Here is a 17,361-nt window from a genome sequence, read left to right as displayed (position 1 = left end):
GCTTCGGCCAGCGGCGCCGCTTACGCCCTATCTGTCGAATTTCCTGATCGCCTCAGCGGTTACCGGCGTGAAGAAATTCACCAGATTGCCGTCAGGGTCGCGAAACAGCAGCGAGCGGTTGCCCCAGGGCATGGTGGTCGGCTTCTGCACAGTGATATTCCTGAGGAGGTCCGAGAGCCTGGCGAATTCAGCATCGACGTCGCCGACGCGGAACTCGATGATGGCGGTGTGGTTGTCGGCGGGGCGGGCGATGTCGCCGCCGAACAGCATCAAGGTGCGTGTGCTGCCGATCGCCAGCGTGCAGGTCGGCGTCGCCAGTTCGGCGAAGTCTTCCGTGTACACCGTCACGGGCATGCCGGTGATCTCACCGTAGAAGTGAACGAGACGCTGGACGTCCGACGTGATGATGCGGACGGAGACGAAATTCATTGCATTGGCTCCCTGATCGTTGAGGCCGTGGCCGGCTCCCATCCGACCTATAGGCCAAGCCTGCTGACAGCTTTCCGTCAGGAAGGATCGCCGTGCGCCTGCACCAGCGGCACGCCCTGCTTACCCCCTCAGCAGCGCCAACTCTTCTGCTGTCAAATGCCGTGCCGTACCCTTGGCGAGGTCGCCGAGCGGCAGGCGGCCGATAGCGATGCGGATGAGGCGCAGGACCTCGACGCCGTGCGCGGCGAGCAGGCGACGGATGTGGCGGTTACGGCCTTCGTCGAGCACGATCTCCAGCCAGGCGGTGCGGCCGCCACTGCGCAAAAGTTCGATCGCGTTCGCGGTGAGCACCTCGCCGTCGACGGTCACGCCCGCGCGTAACGTCTCCAGCATCGCCTCGTCCGGCACCGTGCCGATCTGCACGTGATAGGTCTTGGGCAGATGCGAGGCCGGGTCCATCAGCCGGTTGGCAAACCGGGTGTCGTTGGTCATCAGCAGCATGCCTTCGCTGGCTTTGTCGAGCCGGCCTACCGGCGAGACGAAGGGCAGATCGAGCCCTTCCAGGCAGGCATAGACGGTGTCGCGCTGTTGCGGGTCGTCGCGGGTGGTGACCAGCCCGCGCGGCTTGTTGAGCATGAGATAGACTTTGCGCTCGGCAACCACCGTCCTGTCGTCGACGACGATGCTGTCGCGGTTGAGGTCGACGCGCAGCGCTGCATCGCGCACCACCTTGCCGCCGACGCGCACGCGGCCTTCGGCGATCAGCACCTCGGCCTGCGTGCGCGAGCATAGGCCAAGCTTCGACAGCGCCCGGTTGAGACTGACGCCGGGCGCCGCCTGCCTGCCGCTCTGCCGTGTCTGCCGTGGTGTCATGGTGCCGTCTGCGCTGGTGGAGCCGACAGATGCCACGGGCCGCAATGGCTTCGCAAGCGTGGTGCTGTCTTCCTATACGGGGCAAGGGGCAATGGCGGCATCCGTACCGCCTGGAACAGCGATATTGTCGCCGCCGCATCCGCTATAATCTGCACCCCATGAGTGAGTCCGCTGCGCCGATAACCAAGACCGTCGTCATCGGTGCCGAGCCGGCCAAGGTCTGGCGGATACTGACGACGCCAGAAATGATCCCGCAATGGATGTCCGACGAGGAGTTGACCGTCAGCCTGCAAGGGCAGGCCGGCGGCGCGATCGTCATGCGCGGACTGCTGCACGGAATACCGTTCGAAAACCACGGCACCATCCGCACTTTTGAGCCGGGAATGAGCTTCGCCTACAGCTATTGGAGCACGCTGTCGGCCTCGCGTCTGGCGGACGTGCCCGAAAATCACACCGTGGTCAGCTTCGACCTGGCGCCGGCGGATGGGGGAACACTGTTGACACTGACGCTCAGCGACTTCGCCGAACCGGCGATCCGTCCGCACGCCAATCTCTACTGGGGACCGACCTTGCAGATCCTGAAGGCAGTCTGCGAGCGCGCTTGAGAGCGGGCGGGAGTCATCGCAGCGGATAGGTCGTCCCGCCCTTACTCTTTGGGGTGTCGGGTGAGGGCCAGCGTGCGAATACGGTCGGCGACGGCGCTGTCGACCGGGTTGTAGACGGTCAGGCTCAAATCCGGCCGGCCGTCGACCGCGAAGCCCGAATATTCCAGTTCGATATCGCCAAGTTCCGGGTGCTTCAGGCGCTTTGTCCCGTCGCCATGGCTGAGCACGCCGTTTTCCCGCCACAGGGCGGCAAACTCGGGGCTGGCGCTGCAGAGTTCGTCGACGAGTTCACGCACCTGGGAGACAGCGCCGGCGCGTGCCGCATCGGCCCGGAACGCGCCCACCACGAAACGGGCGAGGTTTTGCCAGTCGTGCTGCCTGGCGCGGATATGGGGACTGAGGAACATGAAGCGCAGAATGTTGCGCTCGCCCTCGGGCAGGGTGCTGTAGTCGGTCAGCACGACCCTCGCGGCACGGTTCCAGGCAACGACGTCCCAGGTAGCGGTCCTGACTATGGCGGGGCTGGCATCGAGCGTGTCGATGAGGCGCTGCAGCCGGGGGCTGACGCCTTCGACGCCCCTGTAGCGGACCTCGGGCGGGCGCCCCAGCCCGAGCATGAAAAGATGTTCGCGCTCCGCCTCGGTCAGCAGCAGCCCCTTGGCGATGCGGTTGAGGACATCGGCCGAGGGTGCGCCGCCGCGGCCCTGTTCCAGCCATGTATACCAGGTCGGGCTGATGTTGGCGCGTTGTGCGACCTCTTCGCGGCGCAGCCCCGGCGTGCGTCTGCGTCCGGAAAACCCGAATGATGCGGGATCAAGCCGGGTGCGCCGGTCTTTGAGGAACGCTGCTAGTGAGCCGGAATTGGAGGGCATCCTGTTAGCCATTATACCACGATAAGATCACTACTTTAATAGAATAATAGACCAGCAATATTACGCAGGCAACTGTACAGGAGATTTTGCATGCGTATCTTTCTCACCGGCGCGACCGGTTTCATCGGTTCGGCGATCGTTCCCGAACTCATCAAGGCAGGCCACCAGGTGGTCGGCGTGACCCGCTCCGACGCCGGCGCCGAGGCGCTGGCCGCCGCCGGTGCTGAAGTGCATCGCGGAACGCTCGAGGAGCCCGAGGGGCTGTGCGATGGCGCGGCCAAGGCGGACGGCGTGATCCACACGGCATTCGACCACGACTTTTCGCGGTTTGCCGAGAATTGCGAAAAGGACAAACGCGTCATCGCGGCACTGGGCGCCGCGCTCGCCGGCTCCGACCGGCCGCTGGTGATCACTTCCGGCGTCGGCATGGGCAGCCCCGGGCATGGCCAGTTGGCGATCGAGGACGTCTTCAACGCCAGCCATCCCAATCCGCGCATCGCCTCGGAGCTGGCCGGCAATGCCTTGCTGGACGCCGGCATCAATGTGTCGGTGGTGCGGCTGCCGCAGGTCCACAATCCGGTCAAGCAGGGCCTTATCACGCCGCTCATCGAGATCGCGCGTGAAAGGGGCGTCTCGGCCTATGTCGGCGAAGGCCGCAATCGCTACTCCGCGGGCCACCTCCTCGATGCGGCGCGGCTTTACCGGCTCGCCGTGGAAAAGCGGCAGCCGGGCGCGCGCTATCACGCGGTCGGCGAGGAAGGTGTCGAAGTGCGCGCTATCGCCGAGGCGCTCGGCCGGGGTTTGAAATTGCCGGTGGTTTCCATTGCGCCGGAAAAGGCGGCGGAGCATTTCGGCTGGATGGCGATGTTCGCGCCGATGGATCTGCCGGCCTCCAGCGCTCTGACCCAGGCACGGCTCGGCTGGCACCCCACCGGCCCGACGCTGATCGCCGATCTCGACGCCATGCGGTATTGATGCGCTTAGCAACGCTCGAGGTGAGCCGAAGTCTCTGACTTCGTCATCCCTGGACGAAGCAGGAGCGCAGCTCCGTCGCGGAGACCCTGGGCCACGCCGCGACCTTTCGGGATTATGCTCCAGGGCTGACCGCGTAGCGCAGATGGACGAGCCCATGCGCCAGCGCCTCGCAGCTCTTCAGGGACAGCTGCGTCTTGCCCGCCAGGCCGCTCTCGCCGAACTCGACGAAACCCTGATTGGCGGCCCGCCCGTCGATCGCGGGTGCAACGAGAAGGCTCAATTCATCGACGAGCCCGGCGGCGAGGAAGGAGCCGTTGATGCTGGCGCCGCCCTCGAGCAGCAGCCGGCTTATGCCGAGTTCGCGTCCGAGGACCTCAAGCATCGCGGCGAGATCGACATCGGCGGTTTCCGCGACGATATAGGACACGCCGTCGGCGGCAAGCTCTGCCAAATGGCTGTCGGCAACGTCGCGCCCAAGCAGCACCACGACATGGTCGCCACCGATGTCGGGTTTGGAAAAGTGAAGCTTGCCCGAGGCATCGAGCGCCACGGCATAACTGCCCGCACCTATTTGCGCGAAATGATAGGGCCGGTCGACCTTGCCGGCATTGGCCGGCGGATGCGCGCCGGCCTTGCTCATCTCGGCCATGGTGACGCGCCCGACGATCCAGGCATCAGCCGCGAGATCATTATGGATATGCTCGTAGAGGCTCGACCACTCGGCCCGGGTGCCATCGGGGCTCGAGGTATAGCGGCTGGGGTGGAGGCCGCCGTCAAGGGATGCCAGCATATGGCAGATGATTTGCGGCTTCATGTTGTTCTCCAGTCGAGTGCTTTGGGTTCAGTCCAAAGTAGTGCCACGCCGGGAGAATGGAAGCCGCACGCCTCATGACGTACCCAGCCGTTGAGACGGCATGTGCCGGCAGGTATCATGACCGGATGTCCGCGAACATAATCCTGTTTCATTCGGTTCTGGGGCTGCGCGAGCACGAGCGGCATCTCGCTGGAAAGCTGGGCGCCGCCGGTCACGCCGTTTCGCTGCCGGACCTCTATGCGGGCGTGGCGACGGACGATCTCGAGCAAGGCTTCGCGATCAAGGCGCGGATCGGCTGGGAGGTCATTTGCCAAAGGGCGCGCGATGCCCTGGCCTCGACGCCCGGCGATACGGTGCTGGCGGGGATTTCGATGGGTGCAGGCGTGGTCGCGTCAGTCTGGGCCTTGCGGCCGCTGACGGCCAAGGTGCTGCTGTTGCATGGGCTGGCAACCGTGCCTGCGAACATCCGGCCCGGCCTGCCGGTTCAATTGCATGTCGCCGACACCGATCCGTTCTTCCCCGAGCCGGATGTCCGCGCCTGGCAGCACGCCGCCGAGGCCGCGCAAACCGATGTGCGGATCTTCCGCTATCCAAACTCGGGACATTATTTCTCGGATCCAGCTCTGCCCGACTACAACGACACAGCCGCGGCGCTGCTTTGGCAGCGTGTTCTGGCGTTCCTGGATTGAGAAGCAGAGGGGGCGGCCTTGCCTTGGAGGTCTTCCGACAAAGCGGTCCCCACGCCGGAAATCGAAAATCCGACAATTCCGATAATTTGCCTGGCACCGCTGTTATATCGATGTTGCACAAATGGTTGGCTCTGGGTTAGCATCCCTGCGCAGGCGTCGGTGGGAGGCTCTTTTTACAGCGGCGGCCAGCTGGAGCGGCATGCGTTTTCGGGCGCAAGGAGGATGCTCCACACTTTGAACCGACGCATGATCCTTCCTGAAACCGATCCCGGTTTTCGGGTCGTGCGTTCTTGTGGAGGAGGATCCCATGAACAGACGTGAATTCCTGCTGTCGTCCGCGGCTTTCGGCGCCATGATGGTTGCCGCGCCTTCTGTGTTTGCGCAGGACAAGCTCACTATCCTTGGCTCGGTGCCCAGTCTCGGCTTTCCGTTCTTCGTGCACATGCTGAACGAGATCAAGGCGGAAGCCGCCACGCAAGGCGTCAATCTGACCGAAAGCGACGGCCAGAACTCGGCCACCAAGCAGACCGCCGACATCGAGGCCGCCCTGGTGCAGAAGGTCAACGCCATCGTCATCTCGCCGCTCGACGTCAACGCCCTGGCGCCGGCCATCGAAGAAGCGGTCAAGGCCGGCGTTCCCGTGGTGACGATCGACCGCCGCGTAGACGGCGTCGAGGGCATCCTCGCCCATGTTGGCGCCGACAATGTGAAGGGCGGCGAGGCGGAAGCCAACGCCGTGGTGGCGGCGTTTCCCAACGGTGCCAAGCTGTTCCATCTGCAGGGCCAGCCCGGCGCCGGCCCGGCGATCGACCGCAACAAGGGCGTGCACAATGTCCTCGATCCTCTGAAGGACAAGTATCAGATCGTCTTCGAGCAGACCGCCAACTTCGCCCGCGCCGAGGCGCTGTCGGTGACCGAGGCTGGCCTTGCCGCCAACGGCAAGCCCGACGCCATCGTCTGCGCCAATGACGACATGGCGCTGGGCGCCATGGAGGCTTGTGCCGCGCGCAACTTCACCGACGTCAAGATCTACGGCTTCGATGCACTGCCCGAAGCGCTGGTCGCCGTGCGCGACGGCAAGCTTGCGGGCACCGTCGAGCAATTCCCCGGCGAGCAGTCGCGCACTGCGGTGCGCATCGCGGTGGCCTTTGCCAAGGACAAGACCGAGCCGAAGGAGAAGCTGGTGCTGCTGACGCCAATCGTCATCGGCAAGGACAATCTCGACAAGGCGGAGCGGATTGGCGAGACGAAGTAGGGGTTTGGCGGGGATCGGCCGATTGGCAAAGCCGGCGGGACAGCGCCCCCCTCTGTCCTGCCGGACATCTCCCCCTCAAGGGGGAGATCGACTGTTCCTCCTGCTTTCGCCAGTTCCCAAATGTTGAAAGAAAAGGTGTCGCCGGTGACACAGCCAATCTCCCTTGAGGGGGAGATGTCCGGCAGGACAGAGGGGGGTGTTCAAGCGCTGACAGGCGACATCAACTGCATGGAAGGAGCCACCCTTGCCGCCAGCCGCTGAAGCCGCCTCGCCCGAACCCATCCTGCTTGCCGTCGAAGGCATCACCAAGCATTTCTCGGGCGTCACCGCGCTCAGCGATGTCTCGCTCGATATCCGCCCCGGCGAGATCCTCGGCCTGCTGGGCGAAAACGGCGCCGGCAAATCGACGCTCTTGAAAATCCTGTCGGGTGTGATGCCGCCATCGGGCGGCCGCATCACTTTCGACGGTGCCAATTATCATCCCTCCAGCCCGCAGGATGCCAAGCGGCTTGGCATCGTCACCATCTATCAGGAACTGAGCCTGATCCCGACGCTGACTGTGGCGGAGAACATTTTCATCGGCCGCGCGCCGATCGGCCCGCTCGGGCTGGTGAACTGGCGCAAGATGGAGGAAGATTCCCGCACGATCATCGCCCGCGTCGGTCTCTCCATAGACCCGATGACGCCGGTCTCGGCACTGTCGGTGGCCGAGCAGCAACTGGTCGAGATTGCTCGGGCGCTGTCGCTGGAAAGCCGGCTGATCATCATGGACGAGCCGACCTCGGCGCTGACCGAGACCGAGGTGCAGCGGCTGCTGTCGATCATGGACCGGCTGCGCAAGGACAGGGTCGCCATTATGTTCGTCACCCACCGGCTGGAGGAAGCGTCCGCCATATGCGATCGCATGACGGTGCTGCGCGACGGCAGGCTTGCCGGCCACCTTAACCGTGAAGGCGGGCCGATCGCGCTGCCGAAAATCATCGAGAAGATGGTCGGCCGCGCGGCGTCCGAGCTCTACGCCCGGCCGGCGCAACGCGCGGTGGCCGGCGATGTCGTGCTGTCGGTGCGCGGCCTGCGCACCGTGCGCGACCCCGAGGCGCCACACGCCATCGTGCTCGACGGCGTCGACATAGACCTCAAGGCCGGTGAAATCCTCGGCGTTGCCGGGCTTGTCGGCTCAGGCCGCACCGAATTGGCGCGCGCCATCTTCGGCGCCGACCGCATCGCGGCCGGCACCATCACGCTCGACGGCGAGCCGATCGCCCCGGCATCGCCCGCGGACGCCATTGCGCTCGGCATCGGCCTGGTGCCGGAGGACCGCAAGCACCAGGCGATCTTTGCCGCGCTGGGCATCCTGCCGAATTTCTCCATCGCTTCGCTGGGCAGCTTCAGCAACGGTTTCGGCTTCATGGCCGAGCGGCGCGAGCGCGATGCGCTGTCCGAGTTTCGAAAGATGCTGTCGATCCGCATGGCTTCGGCCGAGCAGGCGATCGAGGGCCTGTCGGGCGGCAACCAGCAAAAGGTGATCCTGGCGCGCTGGCTGGCGCGCGATCCGAAAGTGCTGATCGTCGACGAGCCGACGCGCGGCGTCGATGTCGGCGCCAAGACCGAGGTGCACCAGATCCTGGTGCAGCTTGCGGCGCGCGGCATTGCGGTGATGATGATCTCGTCCGAGCTGCCCGAGGTGCTGGCGGTGTCGGACCGCATCGTCACCATGCGCCGCGGACGCATCACCGGCCAGATGCCGGGCGTCGAAGCAAACGAGGAAAGACTGATGGAACTGATGGCACTCGACCGCAAGGAGACACTATGAGCGTGGCGGGGGAGCAGGATCAGCGCGGCGGCATCAACTTCGCGCGGCTTTTGATGAGCTTCGGGCCGCTGCTGTTCCTGGTGGCGCTGATCATCGTCTTCACGGTGCTGAAGCCGAGCTTCATGGACCCGATCAACCTGTTCAACATCACAAGGCAGATCTCGATCACCGGGCTGATCGCGCTCGGCATGACCTTCGTCATCCTTACCGCCGGCATCGACCTGTCGGTCGGCTCGCTGCTCGCCTTCTGCGGCATGGTCGCCGCCGTGGTCGCCAAGGGCGGCACGGCCAACACGCTGTCGCTGTCGACGAGCGGCACGCAAGGGTTCGGCTGGTTCGCCGCGCTGCTGGCCGCCATCATCGTCGGAGCCGCTGCCGGCGGCGTGCAGGGACTTGTCATCACCCGGCTGAAAGTGCCGCCCTTCGTCGTCACGCTGGGCGGGCTGACGGTGTTTCGCGGGCTGACGCTGACCATCTCCAATGGCGGCCCGATCTCGGGCTTCGACGCCTCGATGCGCTGGTTCGGCACCGGGCTGATCGGCCCGGTGCCGGTGCCGGCGCTGATCTTCGCGGCGGCCGCCATCCTGTGCCACATCGTGCTGCGCTACACGCGCTATGGCCGCGCCGTCTATGCCGTCGGCGGTAATGCGGAAGCAGCGCGGCTGTCGGGCCTGCGCGTCGACCGCATCCTGGTCTCGGTCTACGTCATTGTCGGCTTCTTCGCCGGGCTCGCGGCCTTCGTGCTGTCGGCCAGGCTGAACTCCTCGGAAGCGGTGGCGGGCATCGGCTACGAACTGACCGTCATTTCGGCCGTCGTCATCGGCGGGACCTCGCTGTTCGGCGGCATCGGCTCGGTCGGCGGCACGGTGGTGGGCGCGGCGCTGATCGGCGTGCTGCAGAACGGGCTGCAGTTCAACAATGTCTCGTCCTACACGCAAAGCATCGTCATCGGGCTCATCCTGATCCTGGCGGTGGCGTTTGATCGGTGGCTGAAGTCGAGGGTAAGAAGGTGAGGGGGACGGTTCTCCCTTCTCCCACAGTGGGAGAAGGGAGCCCCATTCCTTGCAAAACAATCATGCTTTGCTAGAAAGGTTTTGGCGGGTGGCATCGTGAGAGAACCTCATGTTTGCCGATATCATCAGACCGATCACCCTAGGTTTTTCGCTGCTGCGGCGGTTCTGGCCGCAGCTCATGGCACTCGTGCTGGCCGGCGTGCTGGTCGGCGATCTCCTCATGCTGCTGGCGGCGAAGGTGGCGCTGGCCAATCACTTCGCCGGGTTGGCGATGCTGACGCTGGTGGCGCTGGCGCAGCTGGTGATGACGGTGGCAATGTTCCACGTGCTGCGCCCCGGCCTGCCGCATGTGGTGGCCGCGCAGCGCGGCGCCGACAAGGCCGCAACCACCGAGACGCAAACGAAGCCGGGTGCCGAGGCTGACCGGCGCGGCTCGCGGCTGGTGCGGATGATCACCATCGCGCTTCTGCCGTTCTTCGCCTATTATGCCGCCTGGGGATTTCTGGGCGACATCGTGCGGCAGTATTCGCGCGAAACACTCGACCAGGCCGATTTCGGCCAGAGCGCTGATGTGCTCGACGTGCTCGACTCGCGCTGGCTGCTGGTCTCCGTGGCGGTGTCCTGGCTGATCCGCCGGCTGGCCAAATTCATGCAGGCTAAGACAGGTGCGGAGTCGTTCTGGCAGATCGTGGTGGTGATCTGCGAGACCAACTGGATCTTCGTCGGTCTCTACGTGATCAGCCGATGGAAGGATTCGGCCCTGCAATGGCTGATGAGCCGCAATTTCTGGTCGGCCCTGCAGGCATCGGTGGACGGGCTGGCAAACCCGGTGCCGATGGCCTCGGCCGCACCCATGGTGCCGGTCGAGATCTCCTCGATCGCGCCGTCGACGGCTGCCGTCAACCTGTTCTTCTTCATGCTCCTGCCGCTGATCTGGCTGGTGATGACGGCGCTGATCTACGGCTATGATGTGCGCGACGATGCTGCCCTGATGCGCGTGCACGGCCGGCTGGAGCGTGCCGGCCAGCGCTATGCCGGCCTGCCGAAATTCCTGCGCGATTTCGTCGAGCATTTCATCGCCGGCTACCGCTCGCGCTATCTGCCGATCGCCAACGGCGTGCGGCTGACGGTCAGCGCCAGCCTGGTGCTGTTGTGCACGCTGGTGGTCGGCTACCGGTTGCTCGACTGGGGCGCGGCCTGGCTGTGGCTCGGCGCGACGCGGCTGATCGGTCCACACGAGCTCGATATCTGGCAGATTTTTTCGCATGCCGTGACGCTGCTCTTCGGCAGCCCGTTCCAGGATTCCTCCACCGGCATCCTGATCGAGCCGCTGCGCATATGCTTTCTCGCCGCCGTGCTGGAGACGGCGTTTTCGATGGCGAAGCGGGCGGGGAAGTGAGCTTTCTTTACGGGGAGAAGGATGCTGTCACTTCGGCGGCCGCTGAAAACGCAGGAACCATGGGCGCTCGCTGCCCAGGCCAACGGCCGGGCGGATGGTCTCGATGGCATCCTCAGGCACGATGAAGGTCTCGCCGACGCTGATGATTTCGCCCTTTTTGGCGCCGGAGAAGATCGCCGAGGTGCAGTTCATCACGCCGTCCGGCAGGCTGACGCCGGAGATGAAGTCGGGCAGCCAGCGGCGGCCGGCGGCGTCGGTCAGCATCACCTTGCAGCCCAGCCACTGCTTTTGCAGATCGGGATCGCCGACCGTGACGGCGAAGGTGGCGATGACGGCCAAGGCATGCTCGGGCAAGCGGCCGGCCTTGCCGCCGCGCAAATCGGCCAGCCGCCATTCGCTGCCGCCGAACGGCGCGCCTTGGCCAAACTCGACATCCCTGGCGATGAGGTCCTCGCCATGCAGCCATTCACGGATGCTCTCATAGCTGGTTTCGGCCAGCGTCAGCGGCAGCAGGATAGCGAGCGCGGCAAGACCGCGCCGTCGCCATTTTTTCTCGCCACCGCCGGCTGGGTCGATGTCGGTTGAAACCGCGCTCATGTCTTGCCCTGCCGTGTCTGGCCCTGCCGTGTCTGGCCCTGCGGCGGTGCAGGAGCGTCGAGATCGTATAGCGGCAAGACATCCGCCGGTTGACCATCGGCACCGGTCGGAACGGCATCGAGGCTGATGCGAGCCTGGGCGTCGAGCGGGCCGAACTGACGTGCGGCGATAAGCAGGCTGGCGCCTCGGATCTGGTCGGCCGGCAACTCGAAGACGAACAGGCCGCTTCTCTCCAGCCCTGGATCGACGGCATGTGGCGGCATATCCTGGCGATAGCTGAGCCGCTCCGTCTGGCGGTAGCGCAGGCCGGTCGGGCCTTGCCAGGTGCCGTCGGCGACCGTGGTGGAGGTGCTGGTGGCGGTGAGATCGGTCGTCGCCACCGCCCACAGGCCGCTGGTGGTCAGCAGCCTTTCCTGGCCGAACTGGTTGGTCTTCAGCGTGCGCGCAAAGACCATTCTGTCGAGGCGGACATCGAAGCTGCGCGCCCGCACCGTGTCGTGCATGGCGCCATCAATGGGGATCGGCGCGGTGAGTTCGGCATAATGCGGCTTCGACACCTGCATGCCGTAGCTGAGCGCCACGGTGGCGGCGACGATCAGGAGATTGCCGATGGCGCGGATCCTCATGAGCCGCTCTCGGGCAGGTCGGCGACCGGCATGGTGACGGTGCCGAGCCGATAGGGATTGAACCAGCCCGGCGTGCCGTAAAGATTGTCGCGCGGCTTGAAGATCTCGGCGGTGACGCCGAAGCTGAGATTTGCCGGCACGGCGGCGTTACCGGCAAGCGGCCAGACATAGGCCATGCGTTCGGTCATGCCGGGATGCAGTTCCGGCGTCAGCGTCGAATCGCGGGCCAGCGCGATCATCGGCGTGGAATCGGGCAGGTCGATCCCGTCCGGCTTGAAGACGTTGAAATAAGCCTTGTCGGATTGCGCCGTGCGATTGGTCAGATCGGCCTCCAACACCAGCGCCTTCTGGCCTGGTTTCAGCGCCACGCCATAGACCTTGGCGCGGCTGACATAGGCGCGCGCGGGCTGGACCCGCCAGCGCCCGGCATCGATGGCGGCATCGGGCGGCAATTGCGGCGGGGCGTGGGCGGGCAGGGCGCCGAACGCGCCCATCAGGCCGGCGACGAGCAGGGCGGCGATGGTTCCCGCGCCGGCCGTTATCCAGGTTTGAAATTTTGAGCGGGCAGTCTTGAACATTCCAAACTATGCACGTCGAACGGTCAGCCACCCCTGCGCAGTCTAGAAAGAAAAAATGGCTGATGGAACCCGCAAATGGCTGGTCCAGTCCTCACACCGCTTCCCTTGCCCAGAGCCTGTGGCCATGGCGGCGGAAATAGCGCGCCACCAGGCGCTGCTGCTTGGCCCTGATCAGGTCGGGCAGGCGCCGCTCCTGGCGCCAGCGCGGTATGTTGCGCCAGCAGGCTATGAAGCGGGCGGCGTCCTCGATTACCTCCTGCGCCGAGAGTGCCGGACCGATAGCGGCCAGGAACAGCGCCTCCGACGGTTTCAACTCGTCGATCACCGCCTTGCGCCTGACGTGATCCTGACGGGCGTGGGCGATGCCGCTGCGACGGATTGCTTCGAAGGCTTCAAGCAAGGCCAGGCTGTCGCCGGCGTAGCCGCAGGAACGGGCAAAATCGGCGGCAAAAGCGTCCATTATCGCTCCCGGGTCTGATGCAGTGGGCAGGTTCGTACCCGACTCACATTTTCATACATTTATGAAAGCATAACTCAAATTACGCTAGAAGAAAAACTTCTGGGAAAGTTTGAAAACTGCGACTCGACTCCCGGCGTAAAACACAGGAATATGCGAACAAATCAGGAACAAAGACGAGGCAGGGGCGATGGCATTGCCGGGCAAGGAACCAACGATCGCGCATGTCGCCTCGATCTCGGTCGAGTGCGCCGATTGTGGCCGCAACAGGTGGTGGCGACCCGATCAGCTGAAGCGGTTCGGGGTGACGGGGAATACGCCGCTGTCCGCTCTGTCGGGCCGTATCGTCTGTTCGGCCTGCCGCGCCGACGGACTGCCGGGGACGGCGATTTCGATCCAGGCGGCGTTTGTCGACGAGCGCCAGCGCGTGCGCAGCGAAGCGCGGATGCTGAGCGACAGGGATGTGCCGCTGGAGGGATCGCGGCGGGCTTGAGTGGGAGGGTGCCAGCGCTGGTTCTTCCTTCTCCCGCAGGGGGAGAAGGAAGAGCATCCCTTGCTCAATACCCCAGCAATTCCTTCAGCGGAATCACGCGCCAGACATGTTTGATGGCGTAGCGGTTGAAGGTCAGCGTCTTCGGCGGGTTGTACTGCTCGACGACCAGCTCGCCCGCCGTGCGCTTGACCAGCTTTTTGATGAAGGCCTTGCCGTTGCGCTCGTTTTCCTCCGGGAAGGTCTCGATCACCACATGGTCGCCCGGTACGGCGTCGCGGCCGCCGCAATAGATCAGGTCGCCGGGCTCGTAACGCGGCACCATGGAATCCGAGAGCACGTGCAGGGCGAACACCTTCGGCAGGTTGCGCACGCCCGGCGGGCGCTGGACGTAACCCGCCGGCTCGCCGTTGAAGGTGAAATCGCCATCGTCGCCACCGACGGCCGCGCCCAGCACCTCGATGTCCATCGAGCTGGCGGGTAGTGGACCCGCATCGGTGACGATCTCCGCATCGGCAACCGGTCCGGCATCGTCGAGAAACACGACCTGCCCCTGGCCCAGCGCAACCGGGTCGACGCGCAGGAAGGCGGCGGTCTTCAGCAGGTTCTCGGTCTTGGGCAGATTGCGGCCGGTTTCCCAGTTGCCGACGGCGGCGACATCGGTGTCGTTGTGCTCGGCGATGTGGCGCATGACCAGGCCGCGCTGCTTGCGCGCCTTGCGGATCGCCGCTCCGACCTTGATCGACAGTTCCGTTTTTGCCATGGCGCCCATGTGAGGGATGAAAGCCGCTCTCGTCTATGAAAGAATGGCTTGCATCTATTTTCGAGTTATGCTTATATCCGGTCATGCAAAACCTGTCCAGCTTTGATGGCGCCGAGTCGCCGGCCTCACGCGAGGCGCGCCCGGCGTTCATAACCGCCCATTCCCTTTCGTCCCGGCCGTCCTCCTCCCCGGCCCGGATGAAGCCCGAGGCCCAGTGCTTGACCGCACCAGCCTCGGGTCCGGTCCGCCTGTCTCCGGCGACCGGAACGGCCGGAGCCGCCGCTCCCAGCGGCTTCGGCCCCCAATTCGGCCGGCATGGCGCCGGCGCTGTTTTTGCGGCAGGCCGATCCTGCATCCGCACCGAGGACGGCACCGTCATCCTGTTCGACAGGCTGACGGGCAGGGCGGTTTCCGCCCTGGACAGAAACACGGCCGAAGCGCGGCTTCTGCACCTTGCCGGCGGGAAATCGGCCCAAGCCGGCTGAGGCTGGTCGGCTGAGAGCCGGCTCTTGAAAAACAACTGACTGCGGCCTGGCGACCGGGTCGAACCTTGACGCTGCCCGACGGCGCGCGGCCGAACTTTGGATGGAGCTGGATATGGCAAGCTATAGCGACGCGGAATTGCACGAGATCGCCCGCTGGCTGAAGGATGGGTTCTCAGCCTCCAGGATTGCAGTCGCGTTCAGCGCGTTGCGCGGCAGTCCGGTGTCGCGCGACGCCATCATCGGCATCGTGCACCGCAACGCCATGCTCGGCGCGATCGGCTTTGCCAATGGCAAGGGGCCGCCGCCGCGATCCAGGCAGGCCGTGGGCAAGCGCGCTGGAAGCAAGCGGGCGAGTGGCGCGTCGGCGAAAGCGACGCCTGTCGTCGGCAAGATGGAGGGCGTGCTTGCCGCCAAGGACATCCATGCGCGTGAAGTGGCCCGGCCCAGGCGCGCGCATTCGTTCGTGCGCGAGGTGGGCGTGCTGATCGCCGACGGCGTGGCCTATCGCCTGGAGGCGCCGGCGCCGCCGCGCGCGGCCATCGGCCGGCAGCCGCATGGCGTGGCGATGCGCTTCATCGATTGCCTGTTTTCACGCTGCCGTGCGCCGCTGGATCTGACGGTGGAGGGGGATCCGGACATTTCTATTGCCGAAGAGGGGGCGCCAGGCAGCCGCCCAGGCGCCGACATGCTGTGCTGCGGCATGCGCACCAGGGCGCTGAAAAGCTATTGTACCTACCACCAGGCGCGCTTCCAGCGCCGCGTATTTGTTGCGACGGGGTGAGGTTTGATCTCTTCTCCCCCGTTCACGGGGAGAAGGTGCCGGCAGGGCAATGAGGGGCAGCGCTGACGAGGCAGGATGGAAGCTGACATGAAATTCAAGCATCCGATTCAGATGCCACTTACCGAAGCGCTGGCGCCGCCCCTCATTGCCCTGCCGGGCGTTCGCTGTTCGAAAAGCCAAGCAATTGGCTTTTCGTCCGCTGCGCGGATCACACCTCGCCCCCGTAAACGGGGAGAAAGAAGCAAAGCCCTATTTCGGCATCTGCCGGCCTTGCTTGGGCGTGCGGCTCTGCATGCTCCTTGCGTCCATCGCCATCGGCGGGTTGCCCTCGCCGACCAATATGCCAGTCACCCGGGCAAAGCCGGTAAACACCTTCATGGCGTCGGCTTCGGAAATCTGGGCGGCGATCGCCGCGCTGCAGGCGTTCAGCGCGCTGCGGTAGACATGGCCGCGCCGCTCCAGCGGCCAGCGCTGGAGAAAATCGGCGGCTTCGCTGACGCTGTCGATCTCTTCGATCTCATCTTCCACCCGCACTTTGAGCGGCACTCCGGTTTTCATCGTACCCACGGCGTTCACCTTCGCTTTGCGCGCGGCTCCAGCTACCGCACCCATAAACGCGCCCCGCTGGGGGCCGGTTGCATCAATTTTTCGGGCGGCGCCCGCTCCTCACGGGCTAGCCACCGCATCCAGCCAGTCATGGGCGCGGCTTTTGGGCCTGTCGACCAGTATGTTCTGTTGCTTGGCCGCCCTGGTGAAGGCGTCGAACGCGATGCGCTGGCAGCAGATGCCGTCCACGGCGAGCGTAACCAGCCGGGAAGCCTCGAGATAGCCAGGCGCTGTCTTGTCGGGCCATTGGTGGCGCAGTGCCTCGGCGGCTCCGGCCACCGAACTGACCAGCATGGTTTTGTTGTCGCAAAAGCGCACGGTAACCGGCATGAAGGCTGTCATCGGCGAACCTCCCCTTGGCATGGACGCGACATAACGTCGAAAGCTCGCGCCGGTTCCATCAGCCTGGATGGCGGGCGGCAAGGATGCTGGCGCGGCGGCGAAGAGGCGACGACCTCCGGTTCATTGAAGGCCAACCGAGCAGCGCTCCGCTCCGCTCTGCCACCGCGTGGGGAGATGCCCGGCAGGGCCGAGGGCGCGCGAAGGATCGCCACGTGCCGGCCTCCCACCACCATCCCAACCAGGAGCCTCCCATGAGCAAAAAGACCAGACCCGCAAAACCGCAGGCGCCGAAATTGCCGAAGGGCGAGGCCGAGCAGGTGCGCATACGCCGCGAGATCGGCCATGATTTCGCGCTCAGGGATGACGCCTTCGGCCGCAAGCGGCTGGCAGCGGGCACGCTGGAGGCTGCGCGTGTCTACGAAGTGTCGAATGACGGCTGCGCCGCGACCGGCGGCATCGTGCGGCTGCGCGCCATCGATGCGCTCGTCGGCATCACCTCGCTGTCGCGCCAGCAGCGCGAGGCAGGCCTGCGCTACCGCGAGGATTTCCGCTGCAGTCAGCAGGCTGATGTCAAGCCGATGCGCTGGACCGAGCGCATCGACGGCGGCCGCGAGGGCGGCGGCATCGCCGACAGCGTTCTCGACGCCGGCAGGGCCTATGCCGCCGCCACAAGAGCGTTAGGCCATTGGGAGGTGGCCGCCGTGGTACGACAAGTCTGCTGCGCGGACGGTTCGCTCAAGCGCCTGTCCGAGCAGACCGGCGAGGGCCGGAACGTGGTGACGAAGCTGCTGAAGGTGGGGCTGGATTTGTTGGCAGTGCATTATGGGATGATGATGAGGAGGCGGGTGGGGTGAGCGGCGCAAATATCCGGCCGGCGGCGCCGGCCGGATCATTTTTCA

The 17,361-nt window shown here is 65.1% G+C and carries 22 protein-coding genes; 11 read left to right on the top strand and 11 right to left on the bottom strand.

What is annotated here, in order from left to right; genetic code table 11:
• Nucleotides 1-27 precede the first annotated feature (27 nt).
• Together M729_RS0104335 and M729_RS0104330 are read right to left on the bottom strand one after the other, a co-directional pair.
• Nucleotides 28-429 carry a VOC family protein gene (locus tag M729_RS0104335; protein WP_013530567.1) on the bottom strand — a complete coding sequence of 134 codons (402 nt, stop codon included), beginning with the start codon at nucleotides 427-429 and terminating at the stop codon, nucleotides 28-30.
• Between the two features lie 120 nt (nucleotides 430-549).
• Nucleotides 550-1,302, bottom strand: coding sequence for a pseudouridine synthase (locus tag M729_RS0104330; protein WP_027160857.1), 753 nt, complete (start codon nucleotides 1,300-1,302; stop codon nucleotides 550-552).
• 158 nt (nucleotides 1,303-1,460) lie between these two features.
• Between M729_RS0104330 and M729_RS0104325 the strand changes: the two genes are divergently transcribed.
• Entirely contained in the window at nucleotides 1,461-1,907 is a 447-nt protein-coding gene (locus tag M729_RS0104325) for an SRPBCC domain-containing protein (protein ID WP_027160856.1), read from the top strand.
• 41 nt (nucleotides 1,908-1,948) lie between these two features.
• On the opposite strand, the gene M729_RS0104320 is transcribed toward M729_RS0104325, so the two are convergent.
• A complete protein-coding gene (locus tag M729_RS0104320) occupies nucleotides 1,949-2,791 on the bottom strand; it encodes a helix-turn-helix transcriptional regulator (RefSeq protein ID WP_027160855.1) in 843 nt (280 codons plus the stop codon).
• A gap of 78 nt (nucleotides 2,792-2,869) precedes the next feature.
• Between M729_RS0104320 and M729_RS0104315 the strand changes: the two genes are divergently transcribed.
• On the top strand, nucleotides 2,870-3,754 hold the full coding sequence (locus tag M729_RS0104315) for an SDR family oxidoreductase (protein ID WP_027160854.1): 885 nt from the start codon (nucleotides 2,870-2,872) through the stop codon (nucleotides 3,752-3,754).
• A 112-nt stretch (nucleotides 3,755-3,866) separates the two neighbouring features.
• On the opposite strand, the gene M729_RS0104310 is transcribed toward M729_RS0104315, so the two are convergent.
• Nucleotides 3,867-4,568, bottom strand: coding sequence for a RibD family protein (locus M729_RS0104310; RefSeq protein WP_027160853.1), 702 nt, complete (start codon nucleotides 4,566-4,568; stop codon nucleotides 3,867-3,869).
• A 125-nt stretch (nucleotides 4,569-4,693) separates the two neighbouring features.
• Here M729_RS0104310 and M729_RS0104305 point away from each other — a divergent pair, with 125 nt between their 5' ends.
• From M729_RS0104305 to M729_RS0104280, 5 genes are all read left to right on the top strand, one after another.
• Nucleotides 4,694-5,257, top strand: a complete 564-nt coding sequence (locus tag M729_RS0104305; RefSeq protein WP_024501764.1) for a dienelactone hydrolase family protein — start codon at nucleotides 4,694-4,696, stop codon at nucleotides 5,255-5,257.
• 307 nt (nucleotides 5,258-5,564) lie between these two features.
• Nucleotides 5,565-6,512 (top strand): substrate-binding domain-containing protein, encoded by a 948-nt coding sequence (locus M729_RS0104300; RefSeq protein ID WP_013530574.1) that lies wholly within the window; start codon nucleotides 5,565-5,567, stop codon nucleotides 6,510-6,512.
• Between the two features lie 244 nt (nucleotides 6,513-6,756).
• A complete protein-coding gene (locus tag M729_RS0104290; protein WP_027160852.1) occupies nucleotides 6,757-8,325 on the top strand; it encodes a sugar ABC transporter ATP-binding protein in 1,569 nt (522 codons plus the stop codon).
• Nucleotides 8,322-9,338, top strand: a complete 1,017-nt coding sequence (locus M729_RS0104285) for an ABC transporter permease (RefSeq protein WP_013530576.1) — start codon at nucleotides 8,322-8,324, stop codon at nucleotides 9,336-9,338. The genes M729_RS0104290 and M729_RS0104285 overlap by 4 nt, the downstream gene beginning before the upstream one ends.
• 109 nt (nucleotides 9,339-9,447) lie before the next feature.
• Nucleotides 9,448-10,737 (top strand): hypothetical protein, encoded by a 1,290-nt coding sequence (locus M729_RS0104280; protein ID WP_027160851.1) that lies wholly within the window; start codon nucleotides 9,448-9,450, stop codon nucleotides 10,735-10,737.
• 27 nt (nucleotides 10,738-10,764) lie between these two features.
• On the opposite strand, the gene M729_RS0104275 is transcribed toward M729_RS0104280, so the two are convergent.
• From M729_RS0104275 to M729_RS0104260, 4 genes are all read right to left on the bottom strand, one after another.
• Nucleotides 10,765-11,334 (bottom strand): hypothetical protein, encoded by a 570-nt coding sequence (locus M729_RS0104275; RefSeq protein ID WP_027160850.1) that lies wholly within the window; start codon nucleotides 11,332-11,334, stop codon nucleotides 10,765-10,767.
• Complete coding sequence (locus tag M729_RS0104270; protein ID WP_027160849.1) at nucleotides 11,331-11,960, bottom strand: hypothetical protein; 630 nt, start codon at nucleotides 11,958-11,960, stop codon at nucleotides 11,331-11,333. Before M729_RS0104270 ends, M729_RS0104275 begins: the two co-directional genes overlap by 4 nt.
• Nucleotides 11,957-12,538: a hypothetical protein gene (locus M729_RS0104265; protein ID WP_027160848.1), complete on the bottom strand. Its 582-nt coding sequence runs from the start codon at nucleotides 12,536-12,538 to the stop codon at nucleotides 11,957-11,959. The genes M729_RS0104270 and M729_RS0104265 overlap by 4 nt, the downstream gene beginning before the upstream one ends.
• A 91-nt stretch (nucleotides 12,539-12,629) precedes the next feature.
• Nucleotides 12,630-12,998: a hypothetical protein gene (locus tag M729_RS0104260; protein WP_027160847.1), complete on the bottom strand. Its 369-nt coding sequence runs from the start codon at nucleotides 12,996-12,998 to the stop codon at nucleotides 12,630-12,632.
• 187 nt (nucleotides 12,999-13,185) lie between these two features.
• Between M729_RS0104260 and M729_RS0104255 the strand changes: the two genes are divergently transcribed.
• Nucleotides 13,186-13,488 carry a hypothetical protein gene (locus M729_RS0104255; RefSeq protein WP_024501757.1) on the top strand — a complete coding sequence of 101 codons (303 nt, stop codon included), beginning with the start codon at nucleotides 13,186-13,188 and terminating at the stop codon, nucleotides 13,486-13,488.
• Nucleotides 13,489-13,552: 64 nt separating this feature from the next.
• Here the strand turns inward: M729_RS0104255 and M729_RS0104250 are convergent, their stop codons facing one another.
• Complete coding sequence (locus M729_RS0104250) at nucleotides 13,553-14,257, bottom strand: helix-turn-helix transcriptional regulator (protein ID WP_013530583.1); 705 nt, start codon at nucleotides 14,255-14,257, stop codon at nucleotides 13,553-13,555.
• A 209-nt stretch (nucleotides 14,258-14,466) separates the two neighbouring features.
• On the opposite strand from M729_RS0104250, the gene M729_RS0104245 reads away from it, so the two are divergent.
• Complete coding sequence (locus tag M729_RS0104245) at nucleotides 14,467-14,733, top strand: hypothetical protein (RefSeq protein ID WP_245267535.1); 267 nt, start codon at nucleotides 14,467-14,469, stop codon at nucleotides 14,731-14,733.
• A gap of 112 nt (nucleotides 14,734-14,845) precedes the next feature.
• Nucleotides 14,846-15,514 carry a GcrA cell cycle regulator gene (locus M729_RS0104240; RefSeq protein WP_027160845.1) on the top strand — a complete coding sequence of 223 codons (669 nt, stop codon included), beginning with the start codon at nucleotides 14,846-14,848 and terminating at the stop codon, nucleotides 15,512-15,514.
• A gap of 249 nt (nucleotides 15,515-15,763) precedes the next feature.
• On the opposite strand, the gene M729_RS0104235 is transcribed toward M729_RS0104240, so the two are convergent.
• Both M729_RS0104235 and M729_RS0104230 read right to left on the bottom strand, forming a co-directional pair.
• The gene (locus M729_RS0104235; protein WP_032808047.1) at nucleotides 15,764-16,072 is read right to left on the bottom strand and encodes a DUF982 domain-containing protein; all 309 of its coding nucleotides are present in this window, start codon (nucleotides 16,070-16,072) and stop codon (nucleotides 15,764-15,766) included.
• A 108-nt stretch (nucleotides 16,073-16,180) separates the two neighbouring features.
• Nucleotides 16,181-16,462 (bottom strand): DUF982 domain-containing protein, encoded by a 282-nt coding sequence (locus M729_RS0104230; RefSeq protein WP_013530587.1) that lies wholly within the window; start codon nucleotides 16,460-16,462, stop codon nucleotides 16,181-16,183.
• 251 nt (nucleotides 16,463-16,713) lie between these two features.
• Between M729_RS0104230 and M729_RS0104225 the strand changes: the two genes are divergently transcribed.
• Entirely contained in the window at nucleotides 16,714-17,316 is a 603-nt protein-coding gene (locus tag M729_RS0104225; RefSeq protein ID WP_024501752.1) for a DUF6456 domain-containing protein, read from the top strand.
• The last annotated feature ends 45 nt before the right edge of the window (nucleotides 17,317-17,361 follow it).

Source organism: Mesorhizobium sp. WSM1293 (assembly GCF_000513875.1).
GTDB lineage: Bacteria > Pseudomonadota > Alphaproteobacteria > Rhizobiales > Rhizobiaceae > Mesorhizobium > Mesorhizobium ciceri.
The sequence above is the reverse complement of the archived record's forward strand: the minus strand, read 5'-3'. Positions and strand labels throughout refer to the sequence as shown.